The following is a 22,393-nucleotide window of genomic DNA, read 5'->3' on the forward strand; positions in this document are numbered from 1 at the left end:
TCATTTTGAATGATTGCCCTATTTTTCATGCGAACGGTTTTTCAGCAAGTGCAAGCTTATTGACCACAATAGGTCTTTATCCATGCATCAGAAAATCCCAGAACCGGGATTTTCAACCCGGATTTTGCATTAGGTTTCGTTAAGAGACCATTAATTGCAATAAAATCAGGCTGTTTGGAGACTGAGTCCGCCGCGGCGGATATGGTGAAGTCGAAAACTGCAACGCAGTGACTGATTTTGAAGCAATTATTGGTCGCAATAACTTGTGCGCCGTGGCGTAGAAATGCTAATGCATAATGCGGGTTTAAGCTAGCCTCAGCCATACCATCTTCTACGTTGGCCTCATTCGAGGTATAAGCATACATCTTCACTCGGCCGCCTTGAAGCTGGCATACCTGAGACTTTTTCAGCAAGCCCTAAATTAGCTGAGAAAATAATACCAAGCCATGATAGTCAGGATAGAGATCGGGATTCCCAGACCGGCAAGGAGTGTGGCTAGTTTTGGTTTAAGGTCGTATTGGATCGCGACAATAGATCCGGTGATCATGGGAGCCATTCCACTTTCAAGGACGGTCACTTTGAATTCAAGGCTGCTTTCCGGCAGGAAGTTTCTATAGATCAGCCACACCATCAAAGGAGCAAGTATAAGACGATAACCCATTCCCAACCAATAGAACCTGGAACTGAGTGAGTCGAAGTCTAGGGAGAATTTTAGCCCAATAGCAAAAATCGCCATGGGAGCCATTGTTTTACCGATTAGAGAAACTAGTGGGATAATAATTTCAGGTGTTTTCCATCCCAATATGCTCATGGCTACAGTTCCCAATAAAAACCCGAAAGGAGGGAATCGAAGTGTTTTGAGCGGGATTTCCCGCAGATTTCCTTCTTTGTGGGAATAGATAGAACCTACCAAAATTGCTAGGGAAGAAACCAGCAAAAATGATCCTCCCTGATCTATCAGAAGTGCTATAGGTAAGCCTTCTTTGCCGTATAGGCCCTCTACCACCGGAAATCCCAAAAAAGACGTGTTGGCAAGTCCTGCGACGATCACTAGACAACCGATAGTCTGCTGATCCCATTTTAGGATTTTGCCCATTAAACCAAAAATCAACCAGGATAGCAGAAAAGTAAACCAGGCGGAGGAAATAGGTAAGAGTAATTCCCATCCCGGTTCTATTTGGGGAATGTATAGAAGTGCAAGAGCAGGCAGGACAATGTTTAATAAATAAGCATTGACCCATTTGGTGATTTTTTCAAGCGGGAGGTTGGGTTGTTTCTGGAGAAAAAGCCCCAATAAAAGGCATACAAATGCTATAGTAGCTCCTACCATGCCTTTTTTTTGATAGATGTTATTTTTATTAACATAAAAATAATTTTATATACTTGTACTTTGTTGATTATCAGCATACTTTTGAAGAAGATAATCAACTATCTATGACCAAACTTATACCGATTTTTATCAACGGAGGAAAATGGATTCAGCTTTCGCAACTTTCAAAAGAGCAAGCGACAAAATTGAAATCTTGGCTTCCTGTAAGTTGTCTGAAGAAAATCATATTTCAAGGAGTAGAATTTAGCGATTGTCTGGATTTTGAGACGTACGAGTACTGGTTTCGTACCCATCAGATTTCAGGACAGAAGCAGCCGGCACTGGATTTTTAGTCCAATCCATAATTTTTTCTCTTTTCCTCAAAATACCTTCCCAGTTCAGGGTAGAAGTCGCTTTCCACTTCAGGAATTCCGTCCAGGATTAATTCCATATTACCTTCCATTGCATCAGTATTCACCTGCATACCTTCTAGCAGATAGATGATGTCCTCCATAGAAAGACTTTCGTAGCTCCATGAAGGATAGAGCAAATATTCATTTCCATAGAAATCCACCGCCTCGAATTGGATTTTTGACTCCAGCCAATGCGCATAAATGCTGATTTGCTGTCCCCATTGGCTCTCGGGATAGTTGAGTTTTACCAATAAAACAGAGGTAGTTTCGTCAGTAAAATAGCTTTCGGGAGTGAATTTGAAATCAATCATCTGCCAAAAATAGCAATTCCTTACAATTGAGAATCTCAATCCAATTTTTGGATTGGATAATCGGGACTTTCGGACTATTTTTGGGCACATTTGCAGGTAAGCCATTTGGCTACCGTTCCATAAAAATTGGCTTTCAAACCCCTGATTATGAAAAGAGATTCGCTTGTTTTCGACCTTATCAATGAAGAAGAGGACAGACAAAAGAGAGGCATCGAACTGATAGCTTCAGAAAACTTCACTAGCAAACAAGTGATGGAGGCCGCAGGAAGCGTGCTGACAAACAAATATGCAGAAGGTCTTCCCGGCAAACGCTATTATGGCGGATGTGAAGTAGTGGATAAGATTGAGCAATTGGCTATCGACCGCGCAAAAGAACTTTTCGGCGCTACTTGGGCCAACGTGCAGCCTCACTCAGGTGCCCAGGCCAATGCTGCCGTGTTATTGGCATGCCTGAAAGCGGGTGATCCGATTCTGGGATTTGACCTTTCTCATGGTGGCCACTTGACGCATGGCTCTCCGGTGAATTTCTCCGGCAAACTTTATGATCCTCATTTCTATGGAGTAGAGGAAGAAACAGGAAGAATCAACTACGACAAAGTAGAAGAAAAAGCATTGGAAGTTTCTCCAAAAGTGATTATCTGCGGGGCTTCTGCTTACTCTAGAGATTGGGATTATGCACGGTTGAGAGAGATTGCAGATCAAGTAGGAGCAATTCTTTTGGCAGATATCTCGCATCCATCCGGATTGATCGCTAAAGGACTTTTGAATGATCCATTGGATCACTGCCATATTGTGACTACTACTACGCACAAGACGCTAAGAGGTCCTAGAGGAGGTTTGATTATGATGCGTGAAGATTTTGATAATCCTTGGGGATTGACTACTCCAAAAGGAGAAATCAAGAAAATGTCTGCTTTGCTGGATATGGGCGTATTCCCAGGTACTCAAGGTGGGCCTTTAGAACACATTATAGCTGCCAAAGCGATAGCTTTTCAGGAATGTCTGTCTGACGAATACATGCATTATGTACTTCAGGTGAAAAAGAATGCATCCGTAATGGCTGATCAGTTCGTAAGTCTGGGATATCAGATTATCTCCGGAGGCACAGACAATCACATGATGCTTATCGATCTTAGAAATAAAGACCTTACCGGTAAGATTGCCGAGCAGACACTGGGTAAAGTGGATATTACCATCAATAAAAACATGGTTCCATTTGATACCAAATCTCCGTTCGTTACCTCAGGAATGAGGGTAGGTACAGCTGCTATTACTACAAGAGGTCTGAAAGAAGATGACATGGTAAAAATCGTGAACTTGATCGACAGAGCTCTGATGAACCATGAAAATGAAGCCGAACTGGCAACCATCCGAAGCGAAGTAAATGCTTGGATGAATGAGTTTCCATTATACTAGATTTATAGATACCACCCGTGGCTTTAGACCAATACCAAGAAGAAGAGGAAGAAGAAGGAATGTCCTTTTTGGACCATTTAGAAGCTTTGCGATGGCATTTGCTTCGTTCAGTAGCTGCTATTCTGATTTTATCCGTTGCGGCTTTTCTGGCCAAAAGCTTTGTTTTCGGAGTAGTAATCCTAGGCCCTTCGAAGGTTGACTTTGTCACGTATAGATGGCTGTGCGAACTCAGTGATTACATGGGGGTGCAGGCACTCTGTATAGACGAGCTACCGTTTACTATCCAAAGTAGGCAGATGACGGGGCAGTTTACCATGCACATGACTTCCAGCTTTGTAGTGGGGTTCATTGCATCGTTTCCGTTTGTCTTCTGGGAAGTATGGAGGTTTATCAGTCCGGGACTGTATGATCAGGAGAAGAATGCCGCAAGAGGTGCAGTGTTCTTTGTGAGTTTGCTGTTCTTTATGGGAGCAGGATTTGGGTACTTTATCCTATCTCCCCTTTCGATCAACTTCTTGTCCAATTACCAGCTGGATCCATCGATTCTAAATGAGTTTGACATCACTTCATACATTTCCACGTTAACCATGCTGGTTCTGGCTTCGGCTATTATGTTCCAGCTTCCTGTGGTGGTATATTTCTTGGCTATGTCAGGCTTGGTTACTTCCGGAATGCTCAAGTCATACAGAAGGCATTCTATCGTAGTGATTTTGGTCCTATCAGCTGTCATCACACCTCCCGATGTTATCAGTCAGATTTTGATTGCTATGCCTATCTTGGTTCTCTATGAGGCAGGTATTCAGATAGCGAAGAGACTGGAGAAGAAGCGGGCGATTAAAAGAGCGAAGGAAGATATAGAGGATGCACTTTAATCTAGCTATTAGACGTAAGTAGCAAGTATCTAGATCTAAGAATTAAGAGTCAAGAAGGCAGAAAATAGAGCATAGAATTCAGAGACAAGATAGGAGACCATTCTGCGGTCTTCTGTCTTCTGTCTCCAGTCTTTAGAAATTATGGCAAAGAAAATAGCAATAGGTGGAGATCATGCGGGGGTTGAATACAAGGCTAAGCTGATCAGTAAACTGGTGTCACAGGGCTATGAAGTAAAGGATTTTGGTCCTTTCTCGGATGCTTCTGTGGATTATCCTGACTACGTTCACCCGCTAAGCAACGCGATAGAAAACGGGGAGTATGAATTGGGAATAGTGATCTGCGGAAGTGGAAATGGAGTGGCTATTACTGCAAACAAACATCAGGGAATCCGTGCAGCACTTTGCTGGAATGAGGAACTGGCAGCATTGTCAAGACAGCATAACAATGCGAACGTTATTGCCTTGCCGGCACGATTTATAGCTTATGAATTGGCTGAAAAACTAGCTGATATTTTTCTCACTACTGACTTCGAAGGTGGAAGACATCAGAACAGGGTGAGTAAAATTGCCTGTAGCTGATAGCTTGTCAGGTGTTTGATATCGGGTGGCCGATACCAAAGCAAAGCCCAAACTTGAGAATTTCAGGTTTGGGCTTTTGGTTTAGTAGAATATTTTCTATCAACCCTTTGCAAAGTTGATTAGTGGTTTTATGTCTCCTTGATCAGCTTTTAGATTGGTATGAATTGTCCACTCCACAGCTTTTTCTATGTTCAGCTGCTCGAATTCATCCAATTCCTTTTGGGTAGTGATTGAATTAATCTTTAGCCCATCTTTTTCTTCTTCATTGATTGGCGTCTGTCCATCATCATACTGAAGTTTTAATCCCATATTGATTTTCTCATTTCTCTTTTTATTTCATCTGCCAAATCCTTAATAAGATCCTTGATTTTCTCCTCCTTGATTCCTTGGTTTTCCAACAGCATATTTTGATGAGTTCTCAAGACTATTTTACTAGCTAATTTCTCAGCATTTTTATTGATTAGACTGTCTATTGTTCCATCTTTTGGCACAAAACCGTAGACGAATTTTAATTCCAGAACCTCTCCAAATTGCCTCAATGTATTTATGCTTATAGTTCCTTTTTCTTCACTTTCCTCTATTCTTTTCATACCCTGCCTAGTGATGTTCAGTTTGGCACCTAGCTGTGCCAAGGTCATATTGAGTGCAGTACGAATTGTGTGTATCCAACCTTTGGTAGGTACCATAACGTCTTCCGTATTTTGGAAAGCTTTAAGTTTTTGGTCCAATTGCTCGATTAGAAGTTTATTCTTATTTCTCATCATTTGTAAATGAATATGTTTACAAATATATAAAAATGTAAACTTAAACGTTTACAAATTAGTAAAAAAGTTAACGGATATGTTGACAAATGTAAATGAAAATGATTACAAAAGTCTCATAGATGTTGGATGAAGCGTTTCTGTCCACAGCCTTCGAAGGTGGAAGACATCAGAACCGGGTGAGTAAGATTGCCTGTAGCTGATAGCTTGTCAGGTGTTTGATGTCGGGTGGCCGATGCCAAAGCAAAGCCCAAACTTGAGAATTCAGGTTTGGGCTTTTTGGATAGGTAATTGAAAGGTTTTGTTTTCCTGAACGGGAGTTTTTACAAGCTTACTCTCCCTTTAGAAACTTGGCTTGCCAGTATCAGGGCATTATACAAATTGGCAATTTTGCCGGATTTGGAGATTTCTGAGAATGATTTTTCTTCCCCTTGTGCTCCACCTACGTGTACTTTGACTTCAGGTGAGATTCCGGACTGCATGATGATTTTCTTCACCTGAACAGCACTCAGTTCCGGGAAATAGGATCTTATCATGGCTGCTACACCTGTGACCGCAGGGGCTGCCATAGAAGTGCCTCCCTGAAATTCGTAAGAGTTATCAGGCATTGTGGAATAAATGTCGTCCCCAGGGGCAAAGATGTCCACGTTCTCTTTTCCATAATTGGAAAATACCGCAATCATGTCTGATCCATAAAAAGGGGTCAATGCTCCCACTGTAAGATAGTTTTCGACGAATTCTTGTGAATTTGAATGGTCATTGGGGAAATTAGGCTTCTCAGGAGAGTCGAGATCAATGCCGTCATTTCCTGCAGCATGCACGAACAAAACATCCTTGGAAGCGGCATATTTCAATGCCTCATATACCCACTCTGAGTTGGGAGAAAATCCTTTTCCAAAACTGGCATTAATGACTTTCGCTCCGTTGTCCGCGGCATATCGGATGGCGAGTGCAATGTCTTTATCGTATTCGTCTCCATTTGGAACAGCTCGGATGGACATGATTTTGACATTCTTGGCGACTCCATCTATCCCTGTTTTATTGTTTCGGGTGGCGGCAATGATCCCCGCCACATGTGAGCCGTGACTTTCGTCCGGATCTCTGATAGCCGGATTTCCATCGCCATAGTTATTATCTGCTATGTCATAGGGATCATCCCCTACAGAAGCACGCCCGTCGAAGTCAACGTTCAAATTATAGTTGAGCTGTTCTCCATAGTATTTGATTCCTTTTTGCAGATCCTTTATGGCATTGGGAATTTCCTCCCCCATGGCAATTACCTGCATAAGCATCCCTACTGACCTTTCATCTTGTTCATTTTTAGGTTGATAGCTTTCCAGGTCAGCAAGTGAATAGAATTCTTTGCCCAATGCCTTTTGCATGCTTTGATCCGCCATACTCACTAACTGCTCAATCTGCTTAAGTTGGGGTAGAGCTGACTTGGCCTCACTAAGCTTCTCATCTAATTTTGACTTGGCCTCTTGTTGGTACATCTCATCTCCAATTTTTAATCTTAGGATTCGAGCCATTTCCAGCTGCTCATTGTATGATTCACCCAAGAAATTGTATCCGTGGATATCATCTACATAGCCATTGCCATCATTATCTATTCCGTCTCCCGGCTTTTCCTTTGGATTGGTCCAAAGCACATCTTTGATGTCTTCATGATCCAGATCAATACCGGAATCTATAACCGCTACTATTACCTGCTTGCCTTTTTTCTTTTTTAGAAGCTCGGCATAGGCGCGGTCCACACTCATTCCGGGAATAGTGTCTTTTTGCAAATCTAAATGTCCCCAATGTTTGGCTTCCTTTTCTGTCAGTTCAGCCGCTTTGGTGTAGTTGTTCGAGTAACTTATTGGAGGAGTGGTGATTAAGGAAGAAGAGTTGCATCCCATAACCATCAAGCCAATCCCCAGTCCTGCCAATAGTTTAAAATTGGATTTAATCATCGCTAAATGTAACACCGACGTTTGAAAAAGGGAGGAATGTGCAATGTTAAAAATGGTGAAGTAAGCTTAGTTTTACTTGAAAGGGGGATTAGGAAGATCAGTTGGATCTTTCTTTCCTCTGCCCCAAGCTATAAATACTGCAGATATTAGAATGAAAACATTAAATCCAATCTGGTTTCCTTCTCCTCTGAGAACATGAAATAGAATTGCTGAAAACATAAGTGCGATGGTTCCAAAAGCAGCATAAGCAGTAAGTATCGGCCGAATTCGAAGTAAGGTAGGTAAGGTCAACCCCAACCCAGCTAACAAGTCAACAATTCCTGAAATCCATACCAATTCTGGGTTTTCTTTAGTCCAAAGCCAAGGCAAATCGTCTGGCACGAATAACTTCATAAAGCCTGCCCAGATAAATGTGATGGAAAGTAAAATCTGCACTGCCCAGAGGGAAATGTTCATTGCTTTTGGTCTTTTTTGAATTGCCATAGTCTGTAAGTCGGTTTGTTTCCTAGCCACAAGATTATATAAATTCACTTTCCAAACGATATTACTATCCTCATGGATAGCGCTATCTTTTGGTATAGTAATGCAAAAAACTTGAAGCTATGATATCACAGGGAGGTTGTCCTAAAACCATGCTTTCCATCAAAGACGCTATGGAGGCTTTAGAAGGAAAGTGGAAACTATTGATCTTATTTTCTTTAGCCGGAGGGCCAAAACGATTTAAGGAAATAAGTAGGGAAGTGGCTGGAATCACCGATAAAACCTTGTCAAAGGAATTGAAAAACCTGGAGACAAATCAATTAGTCAAAAGAGAGGTATTTGATTCCTTTCCTCCAAAAGTTCAATATTCAATTACCTCTCACGGCATTTCCCTCGAAAAAGTATTGGACGAATTACATTTTTGGGGGTTGTCGCATAGGAAGAAGATTATGGGGAGGTAGATAGATCAGCCTTTCTTTCGAATAAACAAATCAATGGACAAATACAGGTAAACTAAAATTAAGGGGGATAAGAAAGTGAAAAATAACGGAGGAAATGCAATGGGTAGCCCCGAAACTCCAATCAAAATAGACTTCCATAGTTTGTTAGAACTGTCTACTGAGTAAATAGTTGTTGAAACGTAATTAGGTAAGCCAAGAGCAAATACGACAAACCAGTAAGGCTCAAGTAATGGGCTTTCAACAGTAAAATTAAAAATGACCCATAGAAAAAATACTACTAATGAGGTAATGGAAATTCGTTTTAAAGTTTTGATAGTCTATTGATTTTTAAGCATGAATTTAAATTTCATTAGGATAGAAAGATGTAGTAATCAAATTACTCCTAAACTGGAAATTATCTATCGCATTTTACTAAAATGAAAATGATTATCCCGTAGGTAATTCCCATTCCAATACTGGAAATAAAGACTGTTTGATTCCATAGAGCCAACTGAGTAATTATTATAAAACTGAGTAAAATCAATGTAAAAGACACCCTTCCTTTTTCAATTGCAGTCTTCTTTTGAAAATTTGTGAGGTAGTACATAGGCTGAGAAATAAATTGGGCCAGAACTATTGCTGAAAAAAAGATAAAAACAGTTGAAATGGAGGCTTCCAGGCCACATTTCCAAGTAGCGATGCCCACCCCCAAAACAAAGAAAATAAGGAGTTGAAGCCTTTCAATTTTCTTTCCTCTGATGATTCTGTCTTTCAAATAAATTGAAAGGGAATTCCAAATTTGGGTCATTAAATCAGATTGATTTTCTACTTGGGAGACCTAAAATAGAAAGAAATTTACATCGGGAAATAGGAATTATAAATTTAAAAGAAGGGGAGGGGATTAAAAAAATTCTTATTTGGTTTTGCCAATCAAATCCAGAAATTTATCAAGACAGTCTAAGAAGATCTTGCGCTGGTTGTTAAAAACAAACTCTTGCCTTTGAATAGGTTCATGTGCCGAATAGATTCTATGATCAGATGAGCTAATAACTTCAAAGTTTTCAGAAACGCCATCCATAATTGATTGGTGGAGTATTGTTCCATTGCCTAAGTCTTTTTTATCCCAATTCAAAGAGTCTTGACTTAATGAAAAAAAGCTTTTAGACTTAATTAACACCATAAATTCATTTACTTTTTGCTGATCAAGAATAGTTGACTGCATTCTGGACTTTTTAGATTTGCCCCTTTTACTCATCTCAAATGACCAATTTTTAAGCTCCCAGCTATTTCCATTAAAAGTTAGAACCGAATACTTCTAGCGTTTTTCCACATGAATTCGACGCTGACCAGTTTTCTTAGCGGTTTGAACGCACCATCTTGTTTGATCTTGGTCTCAAAAATTCTGAGAAGTAATAATTCAATAATATATTCTACCCGCTGAACTGGCGTTCCTGCAGGACGTAGCTTGTTATGCAGCTTTTTGAGTGCATTATTTGTTTTGTTATCTGCGTAATGTACGGTCGATCTTCCCATTAATTCTTTACTGTAGTTAATTCAAATATTTTGTACCAATAGAAGAAAGCCTCTGGATTAGACTTTTTCAATCGATTCAATCTTGGCCAAAATGGCTCTCCGATAGCCCAATCTTTCATGATAACCGGATTCCCATATTTTTCAAGTTTGGTGTGGTTACATTTCATCAGAGCAGAAATGTATGCTGCTTTTGATGCAGAAATGATTGCTTTATCAATATGAAATGACTCTGAGAAAATAAATCCGGAAACTCGATGAATTCCAGTTTGAAGATGATCAAAATCACCTTTTCCATCTGCGCCCCTACTCACTAGGCAAAGTGAAGTTTGGTAGATATCTTCCAACACATCATTAACTGTTAGTTTTGGTTGATTTCTATATTCAAGTTCAGTTAAAGCGAATTTTTCAAAAGTCTTTTTTATAAGACCGCCATCTTTCGCAATATCCACCAGGTTTCCAATATCATAAAGCTGCTTCATGATTTCCATACTCATGCTAATCTCACCTTTGTAGTAAGGAATGCCAGTAGAATTAGGTGCATAGGCTGTTAATTTATCACCCAGAATATCTTCTATAGAAGGTACTTTTACTCGAATAGGTTCTCCCTCTGAAAGTAGAAACTTAGAGTTAATTGGAACCTTAATAATTTTAGAGTACTCCACTTTTTCGAATAAAATATCTAGCAATATACTTTCCTCATCGGCTTGGGTTTTGTGTATAGGTTGGTAAAAAAACTTATAGTGAGCTTTATGGATATTAAATGAAGTTTTGCGCTCCTGAAGCTCAAATCTTGTAAAACCTTGTTCTTCGAGCAATGCTTCAAAACTCTCTTCCAAATTTTCAGGTTCATTTTCAATAATAATGTCAATATCAATGGATAGCCTTTTGGAAGAATCCAGAAGTAGCATTAAAGCAGTTCCTCCCTTAAAAACAAAATCTAAATTCTGCTTCACTAATCCCTCTAAAAGTAATAGTGCTCTAATAACCTTCTCCACAAGTATTTTGTCAGCCTGCCTATTTGAGGAGGACACTTTTGTAATCCAATCGATATGTAAAGAGTCAATGCGTATCATTTCAAATTATCGGCAGCATATTTAATTTGCTGCCGATATATAGATACTTCACTTAAGTACTTATCTAGCTCCTCTTTTCTTCTTCTTCTGCTTGCATAGCGTAGCATTTTACTCTCACTAATTGTATATTTTTCAAATGCTTCATTAAATATCTGGTTCATCTCCGACCCTTGCTGGGCATTAAAAATCACGGGATCACAGAATATATCAACCAACAACTTCTCTATTGTAACTGTAGGGATTCCATTAACCTTCTGGATAGGGGCTTCAGAAACTAGAGACTTAACTACCCAAGGCTCCATTTCATCAATCATATAATGCCTGATTAGTTGCTCGGAAGGCTCCAAAAAAACAGAATAGCTTCTTTCCTTTAAGTAAAAAAAGATGCTTTCCACGGCATCCTTATCAACTTCTATTAACTGGTAATATTTTCCAGGTTGGTGAAGCATGAATTCATTTAGCGCAGAAGTACTCCAAATACAAATTGACAAAAAAGGGAAGTCTATCTTTATTTTTTTATAAACGGAGTTAAGTTTGCTTGATAGTTCAGGGGTGTATACCTCACCTTTGCCCAAGGAAAACCTTCCTCGTCCAACTCTACTTAAGATACCTTTTTGTACAAGGGTGTAAATTCTCCAATTAACCGTAGTTTTTTTCACATCTGGCTCAAGAGTCTTATAGAACTCCATCAAGTCAGAACTCGAAAGTGTCCGATTTGATCGAAATTGATCCTTTATGCTTTCAATATGAAGTTTATTTTGTGCGATGGGTATGAATATAATTCTTTAAATGTACGAATCTATATATTGGCATCAAATGGTTTTTGCTGCCAATATATAGGTGTTATTTTAACGAGTTTAATATTGTGGGAAAATGTGTGAGTGTGGAATTAAAAGTATTTACCCCTTCCGCTGATACCACCAAAAACTCATATACCCAAAAGCCATTATGGCCCAGAAAATCCCCATCAAAGTCAAATTGTAGATGCTCATGGCAATCATCGCAATCACAGAGATCACCAAGGCAATAGCTGGGAAATAGGGGAAAAGAGGAACCCTAAAAGGGCGCTCTAGATCAGCATGATTTTTCCTTAAAGCAAAGAATGCTATCATGGACACAATATAAAGTGTCAATGCTCCAAAGCAGGCAATGGTGATGATTTCCCCGGTTTTGCCAGTCAGCAATGCCAAAATACCAATTCCCATATTTACGACCAGGGCATTGATTGGCGTCTTGGTCTTCGGATTTACTTTTCCCACAAAAGGGGAGATGTATTTCTCTCTTCCAAGTTCCAGAGTGGATCTGCCGGCAGCCAGAATGATCCCATGGAAGGAAGCCACCAGCCCGAATAGCCCAACCGTAATCAATAGATGATAGAGGATATTGCTTTCTCCGACGATCTTGGCCAGTGCAAGTGGGAGGGGAGAATCTGATGGTTCAGTACTTCCGGGAGGGTAAACGATGGCTTCCCAACCATCTACTCCTACTGCAGAAGTAAAGGTCAAAACACATAAAATCACCAAAGTCAGGATTGCGGAACCAAATCCAATCAGAATATTCCGTTGCGGGTTCTTGGCTTCTTCCGCCACATTTGCCACTCCTTCTATTGCCAAGAAAAACCAGATTGCAAAAGGGATAGAGGCGAAAGCCCCTCCCCAGCCGTTGGGTAAGGCATTTGCAGTTAAATTTTCGAACTTAAATGCGGTGAAACTCACACCGGAGAAAAGCAGTAACTCAAGAACTGCGATGATCGTGATAACCAACTCGAAATAGGCGGCGAATTTGACTCCACTGATATTGATCGCCGTGAATATGAGGTAAGCTGTTATGGCAATGGTAGTGACACTGATTTCAGGGAAAAACACATTGAAATAGGCTCCAATCGCTGCAGCTATGGCGGGTGGGGCAAATATAAATTCAATGCTCTGCGCCATTCCTGCCAAAAATCCCCAGTTTTTCCCTAATCCCAACCGTGCATAATCAAATGCTCCTCCTGCTTTGGGAATAGCGCAGGCCATCTCAGTATAGCTGAAGGTAAAGGTCACATACATGATAATGATAAAAAAGGTAGCCACAGCCAACCCCAATGTACCACCTTCAGCCAGTCCAAGGTTCCAGCCGAAATACATTCCCGAAATCACATAACCCACACCCAGGCCCCAAAGCATAAATGGCCCAAGCGTCCTTTTCAATTCACTGTTTTCCAATGCCATCAGTTAATAGTTGAGTGTCATAGGTGTCTTTGAGATCAACACCGGATAGTTTTAATCTAAGAGCCTCTGAGGTCAAGAAAGCGAGTTTCCCCGCAGCATAGGCATAGGGTAAACCGCCGGCCCGGATATTGGAGATGCAGTTTCTTTTTTCGTCTGTATTTCCTGCTTTTGGGTTATATGTCAAATAGATCCCCATGCTATGGGGAGAGCTCAATCCCGGTCTTTCTCCGATCAGGATAATCGCTAGTTTGCTGGAAAATAATTCTCCGATCCCATCACTGATTGCAACTCTAGCCTGACTGACTAGACAAATCGGTGCCAGGGTAAATTGGGCTATCAAGGGTAAGAATTCCTTTAGGAAGTGGATCGCATGGATTGATATGGCATTTGCTGATAGACCATCAGCGATAAGAATAGAAATATCCTTAGCGGGGGGATTGGAGTCAGCAATTGTAGCTTTGGATTCTTGGTTGAGATTTCTCCCCAGATCCGGACGCTTGATGTAGGTTTCCCTGTCTTGGGCCTTACTGTTCAGCATAAGGTAAGGAAGGTTTAATTTTTCTAATCCATGCTGCAATACAGGCAAGTCCAGCGCTGCCCAAACGGCATCTTTTGCCAACGCATGATCTTTGCGAAACCCTAAAAGCTTAGCCGTTTTAAGACTTCCGCCGGCTCTTCCCAATGCAATCCGGGCATCGGTGAATTCCTTTAGTCTTTCCCAAGGGTTGGAGGCGCTACTCATAGTTCCAAAAGTTTATTGTTGGGATTGATGTCCAGCAGCTTCCCATTTTGGTCGGAAAGCCCCATTTTTAGCAGCCATTGGTCAAATTCAGGAGCACGTTTTAACCCGAGTACTTGGCGGAGATATAGTTGGTCATGAAATGAAGTGCTTTGATAGTTCAGCATCACGTCATCAGCTCCGGGTACTCCCATGATAAAGTTGCAGCCTGATACGCCCAGCAGGGTAAGGAGATTGTCCATGTCATCTTGATCGGCATTGATGTGATTGGTGTAGCAGACATCACAACCCATGGGCAAACCCATGAGTTTGCCACAGAAATGGTCTTCCAAACCGGCCCTGATTACCTGTTTTCCATCATACAAATATTCCGGTCCAATAAAACCGACTACAGTATTGACCAGTAATGGTTTATATTTCCGGGCAACGGCATATGCGCGTACTTCGCATGTTTGCTGATCTACGCCTAGATGTGCACCTGCTGAATGGACGCTACCCTGACCCGTCTCGAAGTACATGAAATTATTTCCTACAGAGCCCCGATTTAAACCCAAACCGGCCTGATAAGCTTCATCTAAAATGCCCAGATTGAATCCAAAGCTGGAATTTGTCTTTTCTGTTCCTCCGACAGATTGGAAAATCAAATCAACCGGGGCGTTTCTGTTGATCAAATCTATCGTGGTGGTCACATGCGAAAGGACGCAGGTTTGAGTTGGGATTTCATATTGCTGCCGGAGTTTGTCCAGCATCTCCAGTAATTTCAATGTGGATTCTGACGAATCCGAGGCGGGATTTATCCCGATGACTGCATCGCCTACTCCATAGATAAGCCCATCAATCGTACTTGCCATTATACCCTTGGCATCGTCGGTGGCATGATTAGGTTGTAGGCGGGTAGAAAAATGGCCTTTTAACCCCAACGTATTCCGGAACTTGGTAATTATCCGGATTTTGGAAGCGACCAGAATCAAATCTTGGTTAGCCATGATTTTGCTGACAGCGGCTACCATTTCCGGAGTCAATCCTGCGGAAATTTGAGCTATTTTTAATCCGTCAGTTTCGTATGCTAAAAGCCAATCCCGAAATCCTCCGACAGTTAGATGAGAAATGGATTGAAATGACCTAGCATCATGAGATTCTAGAATTAGACGCGAAATGGCATCTATTTCAGAAGGGATGATTTCTTCGCTGAGAAATTGTTTTAAAGGAATATCAGCCAATACCAATTTGGCGGCAATTCGTTCCTGCTCATTTTTAGCGGCCAAACCTGCCATTTCATCCCCGGATTTTTGAGGAGTAGCTTTAGCCAAGACGGTTTTGAGGTCGGGAAACGAATATTTGAAGTTACCGACAGAATGCTGATAAACCATCTAATTAAAGTGGAGATTTATTCGGAAATTTCCAATAGATATCTGAATAGCTTGTGGAATAGGAAATAGCTGAGGATGAAACCTCAAATTACTTAAGATGAATTTTTGGCTGATGATTTTAGCCCTTTATAATGAAGGGAAATAGGGTTTCAATTCTAATGCTCTTTTTAAACTATTTAATGCTTCTTCAAAAGATGAAATGCTATATTAACTAACACCTCGAGTCTACCCTCATTGTAATCCCGTTTTAAGTCTATATCCTCAGTCTTTACTCTAGGTTCATGAAATAGAATTGCTTTTTTAATGCAGTTGGCGATCATATTTGCAGTAGTCAGATTCAAAACTTCAAAAAGCATATCCTCCATATTTGCCCCATAATCCGGGCGCATTATTCTCTCTCCCAGCGTAGTATTGAGCAAAATGATCAGACTTTGCCGAATATCTCCTTCATCTTCAGCCATTTGAACCTGATGGCTTTCTGCACTGAATGCCACTGGAAATGCCCAACCTCTTCCTAAGAATGATTTATTGTCTTCCATGCTACCCTATGATTACAGTTGGTTCTCCTATAGCTGCTGATGCGCCACATACACAGGCATCCCCGACTCTTAATGCTGGTTTTCCACCTATTAGAACTGTTCCACTACCGGCGATAAAAGGACTCTCGGTAGGTTGATGTACATTTGGCGGAAGTGAACAGACATGATTATCACCTATCACTGCCGCCGGCATTCCTCCTATCAAAACAGTAGGCTCACCTGGGCCGATAATCGTCCCGCCATGGGTTGTGGTATCTGCTAATCTGGCTGCTGCTGGCATATCTAGTTGATTTGTACAAGTGAACCTGAAATAACAGTCTGACCTCCAGAGGAAACTTCGGCTCCGGCTGACCCTTCAACTTTCAGCTGAGCACTAGCTTTGACTTCCACTCCAGTGCCCTCGATAGACACATCTCCACTGGCTTTCAAAATGAGATCCGAGCTGCTTTCTATAGTAATTCCATCAGCGCTCATGCTGATCTTATTTCCATTTTCATCTTCGAGAAGAATTGCTCCTTCGTCATCTGAGAGCTGTATTATATTCCCATTTGGAGTTTCGATGGAAATGGCCTTTTTGTCGTCATCAAAAAGGAGTTTAAGCTTGTCTCGTGTGATAATTCCTTTTTCGTGATTATCATCCTTCTCTTCGAATGGAGAAGGCTTGCTGCTGCTATGCAACATCCCTAAAATCACCGGATCACGTGGATCTTCATTGATAAAGGCGACTATCACCTCATCTTCGATTTCAGGTCTGAAATAAATTCCACGCTCTTTTCCAGCATCTGGGGAGGCAAATCTTGCCCAGATTCCTTCTTCGTCTTTGCTTACCAGTGGAAGTTTTACTTTTATACGATTTTCCCCGTCAGGATCTCCTTCTAAAACGGTAACCACACCAATGTGAAGTCCCTTAATTGCTGGAACAAGTCCTGATGCAGGCTCATCTATGATGTCATCATATTGCTGTGCAAACCATTTTGGATCGAGCCCGAGCGCAAGATGGGTGAACCACTTTTGACTGGGTGAGATCTCATGATAGACTCCAGAAACGAATGCCTTGCCATTGAAGCGATTGCCGAAACCTTTCAACTCCACCATATCTCCGGGCTTCACTATATTATCTCCGAGGATTTTTACTCTCCCCTGGATTTTCGAAAGACGGCTTTTCATCAGTCCGGCATCAGTCTAAGCTTGAAGTTCTTCGTCTGCCAATAAACCTCCGTGCTGCATTTGAAATGCTTCCAGTCCTATTACTTCTGCTAAATCTTCTCCGCTGATATCTCCCTGAAAGTCCATGGAGGGCTCTGCACCCTCCTTTTCGGCAATCTCTTGTTTTATGAAATCCCAGCTAAATCCTTTAGTGGCTGAGTATTGCTGTCTGGCATCCATCTCTGCCTCGAACTCTACCACATTATTCCCATATTGAAGTTCAATGACCGGATCGGCACTAGTCTGAGGTTTTTGAATTGTGACTTTTCCCGCTTCAGTGGTGGCGATCCTACCATTTGCGTCAGCTCTACTCAGGACAAAATCCCAATCAGTCGCATGGTATTGGACAATCTCAGCATGGGATAGAGCTGTACTTTCCACCTTAGCTTCAAGACTGGAATATTTCCCAATGAGCTCTTCCATCACATCGCTGTCTGAGCTGTCAAAAAAGTACTTGTTCTTTCTTCCAACAGTCATCCTGATGACTGGATCGTGAAGTTCTATAACCAGCCGGGATGCCTTATCGGAAAAAACCTCCAGTCCGTGCTTGATAATTACTCCTTCGAAAATAGGCTCTTCCAAGCTGTGATATCCTGCGTCTATTCTCAGATTTACTCCTGGTTTGAACAAATCGCCCTCACTCCATTGAAATTCTCCTGTCGCCATATCACCGTCGAAAAGAACCAGTTTGGCCGTGGGTATTTTATTCACAGCTTTGCGTACAGCAATCATCGCTACTCCCACAGATGGTGGTAGCTCCTGACCTTCAGAATAGACTTTGAAGGTGGCAAGATCGAGTTGCGTTTGAGCAGGTATGGAGGATTCAGGCATTTGAGAATTTAGCTAATGGTGGAAAAATGAGTTTTTTGACCTGGAACCAGTTTTTGGAAATTGCCTAATTGATTGGCACGTGCTACTTCCAGGTAATATTCCTGTGTCCCATACATTCTCTGACACTTAGAAGCAGAAGGATTCTTAATTTTAGCAAACTCTACCAACGGTGCCTTTTCAGGCAAAGAACAAGCGTCCAACAGCTGGTTGATTGGTCCCATAAAAAATGCTTAAGGTGTAGAAAAGCTAATTACCTCGTTAAGATACATTTTATTTATTTGACAATCAAATGATTGAAGTGTAAATTCACCTGTTCCTTTTTGTTAACAATTGGATGTTAATTTCACTTTTTCAAAATAAAAACACCTGCTGAAGTCTTAGTGTATTGGGATTCCAAAGCAGGAAATTGCTTGACTAATTTTTCAAAGTCTCCGTTTGGGTCCAGCACCGTTGTGGGCTTTTGCTTTTGAAGCATTTGAAAGAGTCGGGCTTTTTCCCTTAGGTCACGATCCTGATCAAGATAGAGTTTACTCAATCGGTAATTCAGGAACGGCCCCCCCAGTTTGCCATTCAAATACGGAGAGAGGTCATCTCCCAAGACCATCAAGTTTCCGGAATAGGTAACCTCACTTTGGCCTACGAAATATCCTGACTCGGTGGTTTTTTGCTGCCAGTACCATAGTGCAACAGAAGGAAGTCCCAACACCAAAAGGTAGAAAGCGATTTTGGCTACAATCTCTTTCTTAGTGTTTAAGAAAAATTGTGTGATCAGGTACGTAAGTCCGGGGATCAGAATCACCAATTGATAAGCCGCCTGTTTTTTGATTATGAAAAACTGAGCTACTGAAAAAAGTAACCAGATGATGATAAGCTGCCGCTGCTTTTGCTGATTGATGGTAGATCCCCGCAGCAGCGTAGCCATGAAATATCCCGCTACCGCAAGTAAGAGAGGAAATATTCCCAAGAACAGCCAACTCAATAATGATTGGTATTCATATTTTTCAGATAAAAATGTCAGTGGCCAAATCTGTATGGCTTCCTCCAGCCCATCATTCCAGAAGTAAAACAGCGTGATCAGTAATAGCGGGAGGAAGTACCCAACGAGGGAAAGCATCAATTGACGGAAGGAAAAGCTACTGATAGCGATTCCCGTGAAGATCATATAAGGTAAAAAGAGGATGTAATTCGGGTGAAAACCCGTAGCCAAACCCGCATAAATCCCAATTAACAAAGTGGATTCACTGGTATCTTTCTGCAGAACTGTTTGAGAAAAAAGCTGTCCAAGCGATAATATCAAAAAGGTACTGCCCAATAGAGCCGGACTCAAACTCAGTAAGTCAAATGAGAAGTGAAACAATGCAGCCATAATGATTGCAGGCAGGTAGGTATTGACATCAAAAGCCTTAAATTTGATCAGCATGGAATTCCAATACAGTATCTGGAATGATATTAGAATTCTACCTACCACCTCGTACGCAAGCAGGCTGCGTCCAAAGAGCAAATCCATGAATGTAAAAAATCCCGCTGAAAGAGGACCGTTGTCATCAATGATATCCTGATATAAATAATATCCTTGTCCCAATCGCTCTCCAAGAAGCATCCACATCAATTGGGGATTGGTAATAGGAAAAGGACTAAGTACCAAATAGACGAATGTCAGCAGGAGAACGTATATTCCTATGCCGATTAGTCTGAAGGGATCATTTAACTTGAAAAAGCTGAACAAAGTAGATGGGTGAAGAGTGTTTGGTTGGTTTTGCCCGAAATTAAAGCTTGCCCAACTATTTCGCTAAATTTGTACCATAAATACTTTATATGGAAAGTAAAAGACAACAAAAATACGCCAAGCTGATCCAAAAAGAGCTGGGCGATATCTTCCAAAAAGAATCAAAACACCTAGTTGGACGTGCTATGGTGACGATTACACGCGTGATGATGAGTCCCGATTTGGGGTTGGCAAAAGTTTACCTGAGCTTTTTACTGGCTGAACCTGAAGCGACTTTTAACCTTATCAATGATCACAAGAAGGAAATCAGACATCAGCTAGCCAAGAGAATTGGTAAATCTGTTCGCATTATTCCCGAAATAGCCTTTTTTCCGGATGATTCTGCCGCTTATGCGCAGTATATGGATAAGGTGATTTCCGATTTGGCGATACCGCCGGCTCCGCCAGAGGAAGAAGACCAAGAGGAAGAGGATTAATCAAGCTACTGTTGAATCTCAGTTTATTTATAGCCTCCAGGTATTTTCGCAGCAAGAAGAAGCGAAACTTTATCACCATTTTGTCCAGGATTTCCATGATAGGAGTCGCTGTGGGCACGATGGCTTTGGTGATTGTAATGTCTGTATTCAATGGCTTGGAGGATTTGATTCGCGGGCTTTTTGCGAGTTTCGATGCGGAGCTGAAAATCGAGGCTGCGGTTGGGAAAAGTTTCATGACCAGCGAAGAATGGCTGGATAGTATCAGGGATCTGGAAGGAGTAGCTATTCTCACAGAGGTGATAGAAGACAATGCCTTGCTGGATTATAATGGCAATCAGATGATAGGCAGGATCAAAGGAGTCTCGGAGAATTTTCTGGATCAGGAGAGATTCGCCAGAGGTTACTTCTGGGGTGACACTACGTTCGGTACTGAATTAAATCCTGCGGCGATCATGGGGAGAGGTGTTGGATTTTTCCTTTCAGTGAATCTGGACAATGTGAATGTCCCTCTGAAAATCTATTATCCCAAAGCTCCCCGAAGTGCTGCGTCTATCGATCCTTCTCAGTTTTACGAATCGGCAGTTCTGGACCCTGTAGCATTTTTCAGCATCGGCGAGCGGCAGTTTGACGATGAATATGTGATAGCACCGCTTTTCTTTGTCAGAGATTTACTGAAGTATGGTGATAAAAGGACTTCACTGGAAGTGAAAGTTGCCAAAGGCCATTCTATCGCAGAGGTGCATAAGAGGTTAAGGGCCCATTTAGGAGCTGACTTTATGGTCAAAAATGCTGATGAGCAGCATGCGGGAATCATTCGTACGGTCAAGATGGAAAAACTATTCGTTTTCCTCACATTGACTTTTATATTGGCGATAGCTTCCTTCAATATTTTCTTTTCGCTGAGTATGCTGGCGATTGAAAAGAAGAAGGATATAGCGGTGCTGAAAGCAATGGGGGCTCCGGAGCAGCTGATCAGAAGAATTTTCTTGAAGCAAGGCGCGTTGATTGCATTTAGCGGTGCGCTGATTGGACTTGTTATCGGCTATCTGATCTGCTGGTTGCAGCAGTCTTACGGATTGATTTCCCTTGGGATTTCTTCCGCTGTGGTAGATGCATATCCTGTCAAGATGATCTGGAGTGATTTCTTTTGGATAAGTTTGGCCATGCTGGGGATCACTTTTCTTGCTTCTTCAAGACCGGCTTGGATTGCCTCTCAGGTAGATACCGTCAAGGAACTTTAACTGTTTCCTATTTATTGGTTAGCTATTCCTGATCGGTATTATTCAAGTTAGCCGTGCCGGTAATTTTAAGCTTTAGAAAAAATATGAACCCGAAACGCAGAGTTAAAACACATCTAATCTGTTGATTATCAGTGTTGAATGTAGGGGTCGATAACACTTGCATTTTCGACAGCAAAAAATGAACTTGCATTTGCCTTCAAAGGCATGTTTATTGGTAACTGAAGCCTTTCACCCTAGATTGTAAATTTATTACCCAATGAAGAGCGTATTGCCCCTATTCCTTATTTTGAATTATTTAATTGTCCTACCTTCCTTTTCTTATGCACAAGAAAACAATGAGGAAAAGGGATCACTCAAGTCAGGAACTATTGATAGCCAATTTGACTACATCTATAGTGTCTCAAATAATTTTCAGGAATATAAGGTCGTGAAAAGAACCAATCTGGATCAGCTTAAATCCAATATTCTGGACTCCATGCGCACGATGAGAACTGAAGTAGGTGATCTTAAGCTTTTGATAGTGAGTGAGAAAGATTCTATCAAAAATTTGATTGCTACCTTGGCTGTAGCAGAGACAGAAAAGCAGGAGGCAATTGCCGAAAAAGACAATTTCTCTTTTCTGGGAATTGGGATTCATAAAGCAGTTTATTCTTCCATGATGTGGATCGTAGTTGCTGTTCTTGCGGGAGCGCTTGCTATTTTCTCTTTTCAGTACTTCAGTAGCTTCAAAAAAATCAGAAAAGCCCAAAAGGATTTGGCTGAAGTGCAGGAAGAATTCGAAAACCACCGGAAGAATATGCTTGACCGTGAGCGCAAGCTGAAGCGGGAATTGGTTGATGCGCAAATGGGCAGATAGTACCTTCATTCCTCACCTTGCTATTGGGTTTTCTGACTTAGAATATGTAGCCGAGTG

27 protein-coding genes are annotated in these 22,393 nt (G+C 41.4%); 8 read left to right on the top strand and 19 right to left on the bottom strand.

Annotated elements, in window-relative coordinates; all coding sequences use genetic code 11:
• Nucleotides 1-56 precede the first annotated feature (56 nt).
• Together J2X69_RS04825 and J2X69_RS04830 are read right to left on the bottom strand one after the other, a co-directional pair.
• Nucleotides 57-413 (bottom strand): hypothetical protein, encoded by a 357-nt coding sequence (locus tag J2X69_RS04825; RefSeq protein ID WP_310099289.1) that lies wholly within the window; start codon nt 411-413, stop codon nt 57-59.
• Nucleotides 414-421: 8 nt separating this feature from the next.
• Entirely contained in the window at nt 422-1,330 is a 909-nt protein-coding gene (locus tag J2X69_RS04830) for an AEC family transporter (protein WP_310099292.1), read from the bottom strand.
• A 104-nt stretch (nt 1,331-1,434) separates the two neighbouring features.
• Here J2X69_RS04830 and J2X69_RS04835 point away from each other — a divergent pair, with 104 nt between their 5' ends.
• A complete protein-coding gene (locus J2X69_RS04835) occupies nt 1,435-1,662 on the top strand; it encodes a hypothetical protein (RefSeq protein WP_310099295.1) in 228 nt (75 codons plus the stop codon).
• On the opposite strand, the gene J2X69_RS04840 is transcribed toward J2X69_RS04835, so the two are convergent.
• A complete protein-coding gene (locus J2X69_RS04840; RefSeq protein ID WP_310099300.1) occupies nt 1,659-2,033 on the bottom strand; it encodes a UDP-glucuronosyltransferase in 375 nt (124 codons plus the stop codon). The two genes, J2X69_RS04835 and J2X69_RS04840, sit on opposite strands and share 4 nt — an antisense overlap.
• Before the next feature lie 147 nt (nt 2,034-2,180).
• Here J2X69_RS04840 and glyA point away from each other — a divergent pair, with 147 nt between their 5' ends.
• The 3 genes from glyA to rpiB all read left to right on the top strand — a co-directional run bounded on the left by glyA (nt 2,181) and on the right by rpiB (nt 4,900).
• On the top strand, nt 2,181-3,449 hold the full coding sequence (glyA, locus tag J2X69_RS04845) for a serine hydroxymethyltransferase (RefSeq protein ID WP_310099303.1): 1,269 nt from the start codon (nt 2,181-2,183) through the stop codon (nt 3,447-3,449).
• 17 nt (nt 3,450-3,466) lie between these two features.
• Nucleotides 3,467-4,321 carry a twin-arginine translocase subunit TatC gene (gene tatC, locus J2X69_RS04850; protein ID WP_310099306.1) on the top strand — a complete coding sequence of 285 codons (855 nt, stop codon included), beginning with the start codon at nt 3,467-3,469 and terminating at the stop codon, nt 4,319-4,321.
• A gap of 141 nt (nt 4,322-4,462) precedes the next feature.
• Entirely contained in the window at nt 4,463-4,900 is a 438-nt protein-coding gene (gene rpiB / locus J2X69_RS04855) for a ribose 5-phosphate isomerase B (protein ID WP_310099309.1), read from the top strand.
• Nucleotides 4,901-4,999: 99 nt separating this feature from the next.
• Here the strand turns inward: rpiB and J2X69_RS04860 are convergent, their stop codons facing one another.
• The 4 genes from J2X69_RS04860 to J2X69_RS04875 all read right to left on the bottom strand — a co-directional run bounded on the left by J2X69_RS04860 (nt 5,000) and on the right by J2X69_RS04875 (nt 8,096).
• Nucleotides 5,000-5,209, bottom strand: coding sequence for a hypothetical protein (locus J2X69_RS04860; RefSeq protein ID WP_310099312.1), 210 nt, complete (start codon nt 5,207-5,209; stop codon nt 5,000-5,002).
• Entirely contained in the window at nt 5,200-5,664 is a 465-nt protein-coding gene (locus J2X69_RS04865) for a mobile mystery protein A (RefSeq protein WP_310099314.1), read from the bottom strand. The genes J2X69_RS04860 and J2X69_RS04865 overlap by 10 nt, the downstream gene beginning before the upstream one ends.
• Before the next feature lie 320 nt (nt 5,665-5,984).
• Nucleotides 5,985-7,613: a S8 family peptidase gene (locus tag J2X69_RS04870; RefSeq protein WP_310099317.1), complete on the bottom strand. Its 1,629-nt coding sequence runs from the start codon at nt 7,611-7,613 to the stop codon at nt 5,985-5,987.
• A 72-nt stretch (nt 7,614-7,685) separates the two neighbouring features.
• Entirely contained in the window at nt 7,686-8,096 is a 411-nt protein-coding gene (locus tag J2X69_RS04875) for a DoxX family protein (RefSeq protein ID WP_310099320.1), read from the bottom strand.
• 119 nt (nt 8,097-8,215) lie between these two features.
• Between J2X69_RS04875 and J2X69_RS04880 the strand changes: the two genes are divergently transcribed.
• Entirely contained in the window at nt 8,216-8,554 is a 339-nt protein-coding gene (locus J2X69_RS04880) for a helix-turn-helix domain-containing protein (protein WP_310099324.1), read from the top strand.
• 892 nt (nt 8,555-9,446) lie between these two features.
• Here the strand turns inward: J2X69_RS04880 and J2X69_RS04885 are convergent.
• From J2X69_RS04885 to J2X69_RS04940, 12 genes are all read right to left on the bottom strand, one after another.
• Entirely contained in the window at nt 9,447-9,755 is a 309-nt protein-coding gene (locus J2X69_RS04885; protein WP_310099326.1) for a hypothetical protein, read from the bottom strand.
• A 310-nt stretch (nt 9,756-10,065) separates the two neighbouring features.
• A complete protein-coding gene (locus J2X69_RS04890; RefSeq protein ID WP_310099328.1) occupies nt 10,066-11,139 on the bottom strand; it encodes a nucleotidyl transferase AbiEii/AbiGii toxin family protein in 1,074 nt (357 codons plus the stop codon).
• Nucleotides 11,136-11,828 (bottom strand): DUF6577 family protein, encoded by a 693-nt coding sequence (locus J2X69_RS04895; protein WP_310099331.1) that lies wholly within the window; start codon nt 11,826-11,828, stop codon nt 11,136-11,138. The genes J2X69_RS04890 and J2X69_RS04895 overlap by 4 nt, the downstream gene beginning before the upstream one ends.
• A gap of 210 nt (nt 11,829-12,038) precedes the next feature.
• Complete coding sequence (gene eat, locus J2X69_RS04900) at nt 12,039-13,352, bottom strand: ethanolamine permease (RefSeq protein WP_310099334.1); 1,314 nt, start codon at nt 13,350-13,352, stop codon at nt 12,039-12,041.
• Nucleotides 13,333-14,094, bottom strand: coding sequence for an ethanolamine ammonia-lyase subunit EutC (eutC, locus tag J2X69_RS04905; RefSeq protein WP_310099337.1), 762 nt, complete (start codon nt 14,092-14,094; stop codon nt 13,333-13,335). The genes eat and eutC overlap by 20 nt, the downstream gene beginning before the upstream one ends.
• Nucleotides 14,091-15,461, bottom strand: coding sequence for an ethanolamine ammonia-lyase subunit EutB (locus J2X69_RS04910; protein WP_310099341.1), 1,371 nt, complete (start codon nt 15,459-15,461; stop codon nt 14,091-14,093). Before J2X69_RS04910 ends, eutC begins: the two co-directional genes overlap by 4 nt.
• 176 nt (nt 15,462-15,637) lie before the next feature.
• Nucleotides 15,638-16,000 carry a GPW/gp25 family protein gene (locus J2X69_RS04915; protein WP_310099344.1) on the bottom strand — a complete coding sequence of 121 codons (363 nt, stop codon included), beginning with the start codon at nt 15,998-16,000 and terminating at the stop codon, nt 15,638-15,640.
• A 1-nt stretch (nt 16,001) separates the two neighbouring features.
• On the bottom strand, nt 16,002-16,280 hold the full coding sequence (locus tag J2X69_RS04920; RefSeq protein ID WP_310099347.1) for a PAAR domain-containing protein: 279 nt from the start codon (nt 16,278-16,280) through the stop codon (nt 16,002-16,004).
• A gap of 2 nt (nt 16,281-16,282) precedes the next feature.
• A complete protein-coding gene (vgrG, locus tag J2X69_RS04925; protein WP_310099351.1) occupies nt 16,283-17,167 on the bottom strand; it encodes a type VI secretion system tip protein VgrG in 885 nt (294 codons plus the stop codon).
• 15 nt (nt 17,168-17,182) lie between these two features.
• The gene (locus tag J2X69_RS04930) at nt 17,183-18,037 is read right to left on the bottom strand and encodes a hypothetical protein (protein WP_310099354.1); all 855 of its coding nucleotides are present in this window, start codon (nt 18,035-18,037) and stop codon (nt 17,183-17,185) included.
• Nucleotides 18,038-18,045: 8 nt separating this feature from the next.
• Nucleotides 18,046-18,258 carry a hypothetical protein gene (locus tag J2X69_RS04935; RefSeq protein ID WP_310099357.1) on the bottom strand — a complete coding sequence of 71 codons (213 nt, stop codon included), beginning with the start codon at nt 18,256-18,258 and terminating at the stop codon, nt 18,046-18,048.
• 122 nt (nt 18,259-18,380) lie between these two features.
• On the bottom strand, nt 18,381-19,763 hold the full coding sequence (locus tag J2X69_RS04940; RefSeq protein WP_310099360.1) for a hypothetical protein: 1,383 nt from the start codon (nt 19,761-19,763) through the stop codon (nt 18,381-18,383).
• 89 nt (nt 19,764-19,852) lie between these two features.
• Between J2X69_RS04940 and rbfA the strand changes: the two genes are divergently transcribed.
• From rbfA to J2X69_RS04955, 3 genes are all read left to right on the top strand, one after another.
• Entirely contained in the window at nt 19,853-20,239 is a 387-nt protein-coding gene (gene rbfA / locus J2X69_RS04945; RefSeq protein ID WP_310099363.1) for a 30S ribosome-binding factor RbfA, read from the top strand.
• 11 nt (nt 20,240-20,250) lie between these two features.
• Entirely contained in the window at nt 20,251-21,480 is a 1,230-nt protein-coding gene (locus tag J2X69_RS04950) for an FtsX-like permease family protein (RefSeq protein ID WP_310099364.1), read from the top strand.
• A gap of 256 nt (nt 21,481-21,736) precedes the next feature.
• Nucleotides 21,737-22,336, top strand: coding sequence for a hypothetical protein (locus J2X69_RS04955; RefSeq protein WP_310099367.1), 600 nt, complete (start codon nt 21,737-21,739; stop codon nt 22,334-22,336).
• Nucleotides 22,337-22,393 lie beyond the last annotated feature (57 nt).

It is taken from the genome of Algoriphagus sp. 4150, assembly GCF_031457395.1.
GTDB lineage: Bacteria > Bacteroidota > Bacteroidia > Cytophagales > Cyclobacteriaceae > Algoriphagus.

Coding starts and splice junctions, on each gene's coding strand:
- J2X69_RS04865 (WP_310099314.1), bottom strand. CDS start 5,664: ATGATGAGAAATAAGAATAAACTTCTAATCGAGCAATTGGACCAAAAA.
- J2X69_RS04955 (WP_310099367.1), top strand. CDS start 21,737: ATGAAGAGCGTATTGCCCCTATTCCTTATTTTGAATTATTTAATTGTC.
- J2X69_RS04890 (WP_310099328.1), bottom strand. CDS start 11,139: ATGATACGCATTGACTCTTTACATATCGATTGGATTACAAAAGTGTCC.
- J2X69_RS04880 (WP_310099324.1), top strand. CDS start 8,216: ATGATATCACAGGGAGGTTGTCCTAAAACCATGCTTTCCATCAAAGAC.
- rpiB (WP_310099309.1), top strand. CDS start 4,463: ATGGCAAAGAAAATAGCAATAGGTGGAGATCATGCGGGGGTTGAATAC.
- J2X69_RS04875 (WP_310099320.1), bottom strand. CDS start 8,096: ATGGCAATTCAAAAAAGACCAAAAGCAATGAACATTTCCCTCTGGGCA.
- J2X69_RS04935 (WP_310099357.1), bottom strand. CDS start 18,258: ATGGGACCAATCAACCAGCTGTTGGACGCTTGTTCTTTGCCTGAAAAG.
- eutC (WP_310099337.1), bottom strand. CDS start 14,094: ATGAGTAGCGCCTCCAACCCTTGGGAAAGACTAAAGGAATTCACCGAT.
- J2X69_RS04930 (WP_310099354.1), bottom strand. CDS start 18,037: ATGCCTGAATCCTCCATACCTGCTCAAACGCAACTCGATCTTGCCACC.
- J2X69_RS04860 (WP_310099312.1), bottom strand. CDS start 5,209: ATGGGATTAAAACTTCAGTATGATGATGGACAGACGCCAATCAATGAA.
- J2X69_RS04915 (WP_310099344.1), bottom strand. CDS start 16,000: ATGGAAGACAATAAATCATTCTTAGGAAGAGGTTGGGCATTTCCAGTG.
- glyA (WP_310099303.1), top strand. CDS start 2,181: ATGAAAAGAGATTCGCTTGTTTTCGACCTTATCAATGAAGAAGAGGAC.
- J2X69_RS04920 (WP_310099347.1), bottom strand. CDS start 16,280: ATGCCAGCAGCAGCCAGATTAGCAGATACCACAACCCATGGCGGGACG.
- eat (WP_310099334.1), bottom strand. CDS start 13,352: ATGGCATTGGAAAACAGTGAATTGAAAAGGACGCTTGGGCCATTTATG.
- J2X69_RS04835 (WP_310099295.1), top strand. CDS start 1,435: ATGACCAAACTTATACCGATTTTTATCAACGGAGGAAAATGGATTCAG.
- J2X69_RS04895 (WP_310099331.1), bottom strand. CDS start 11,828: ATGGAGTTCTATAAGACTCTTGAGCCAGATGTGAAAAAAACTACGGTT.
- rbfA (WP_310099363.1), top strand. CDS start 19,853: ATGGAAAGTAAAAGACAACAAAAATACGCCAAGCTGATCCAAAAAGAG.
- J2X69_RS04840 (WP_310099300.1), bottom strand. CDS start 2,033: ATGATTGATTTCAAATTCACTCCCGAAAGCTATTTTACTGACGAAACT.
- J2X69_RS04885 (WP_310099326.1), bottom strand. CDS start 9,755: ATGCAGTCAACTATTCTTGATCAGCAAAAAGTAAATGAATTTATGGTG.
- J2X69_RS04830 (WP_310099292.1), bottom strand. CDS start 1,330: ATGGTAGGAGCTACTATAGCATTTGTATGCCTTTTATTGGGGCTTTTT.
- vgrG (WP_310099351.1), bottom strand. CDS start 17,167: ATGAAAAGCCGTCTTTCGAAAATCCAGGGGAGAGTAAAAATCCTCGGA.
- J2X69_RS04870 (WP_310099317.1), bottom strand. CDS start 7,613: ATGATTAAATCCAATTTTAAACTATTGGCAGGACTGGGGATTGGCTTG.
- J2X69_RS04910 (WP_310099341.1), bottom strand. CDS start 15,461: ATGGTTTATCAGCATTCTGTCGGTAACTTCAAATATTCGTTTCCCGAC.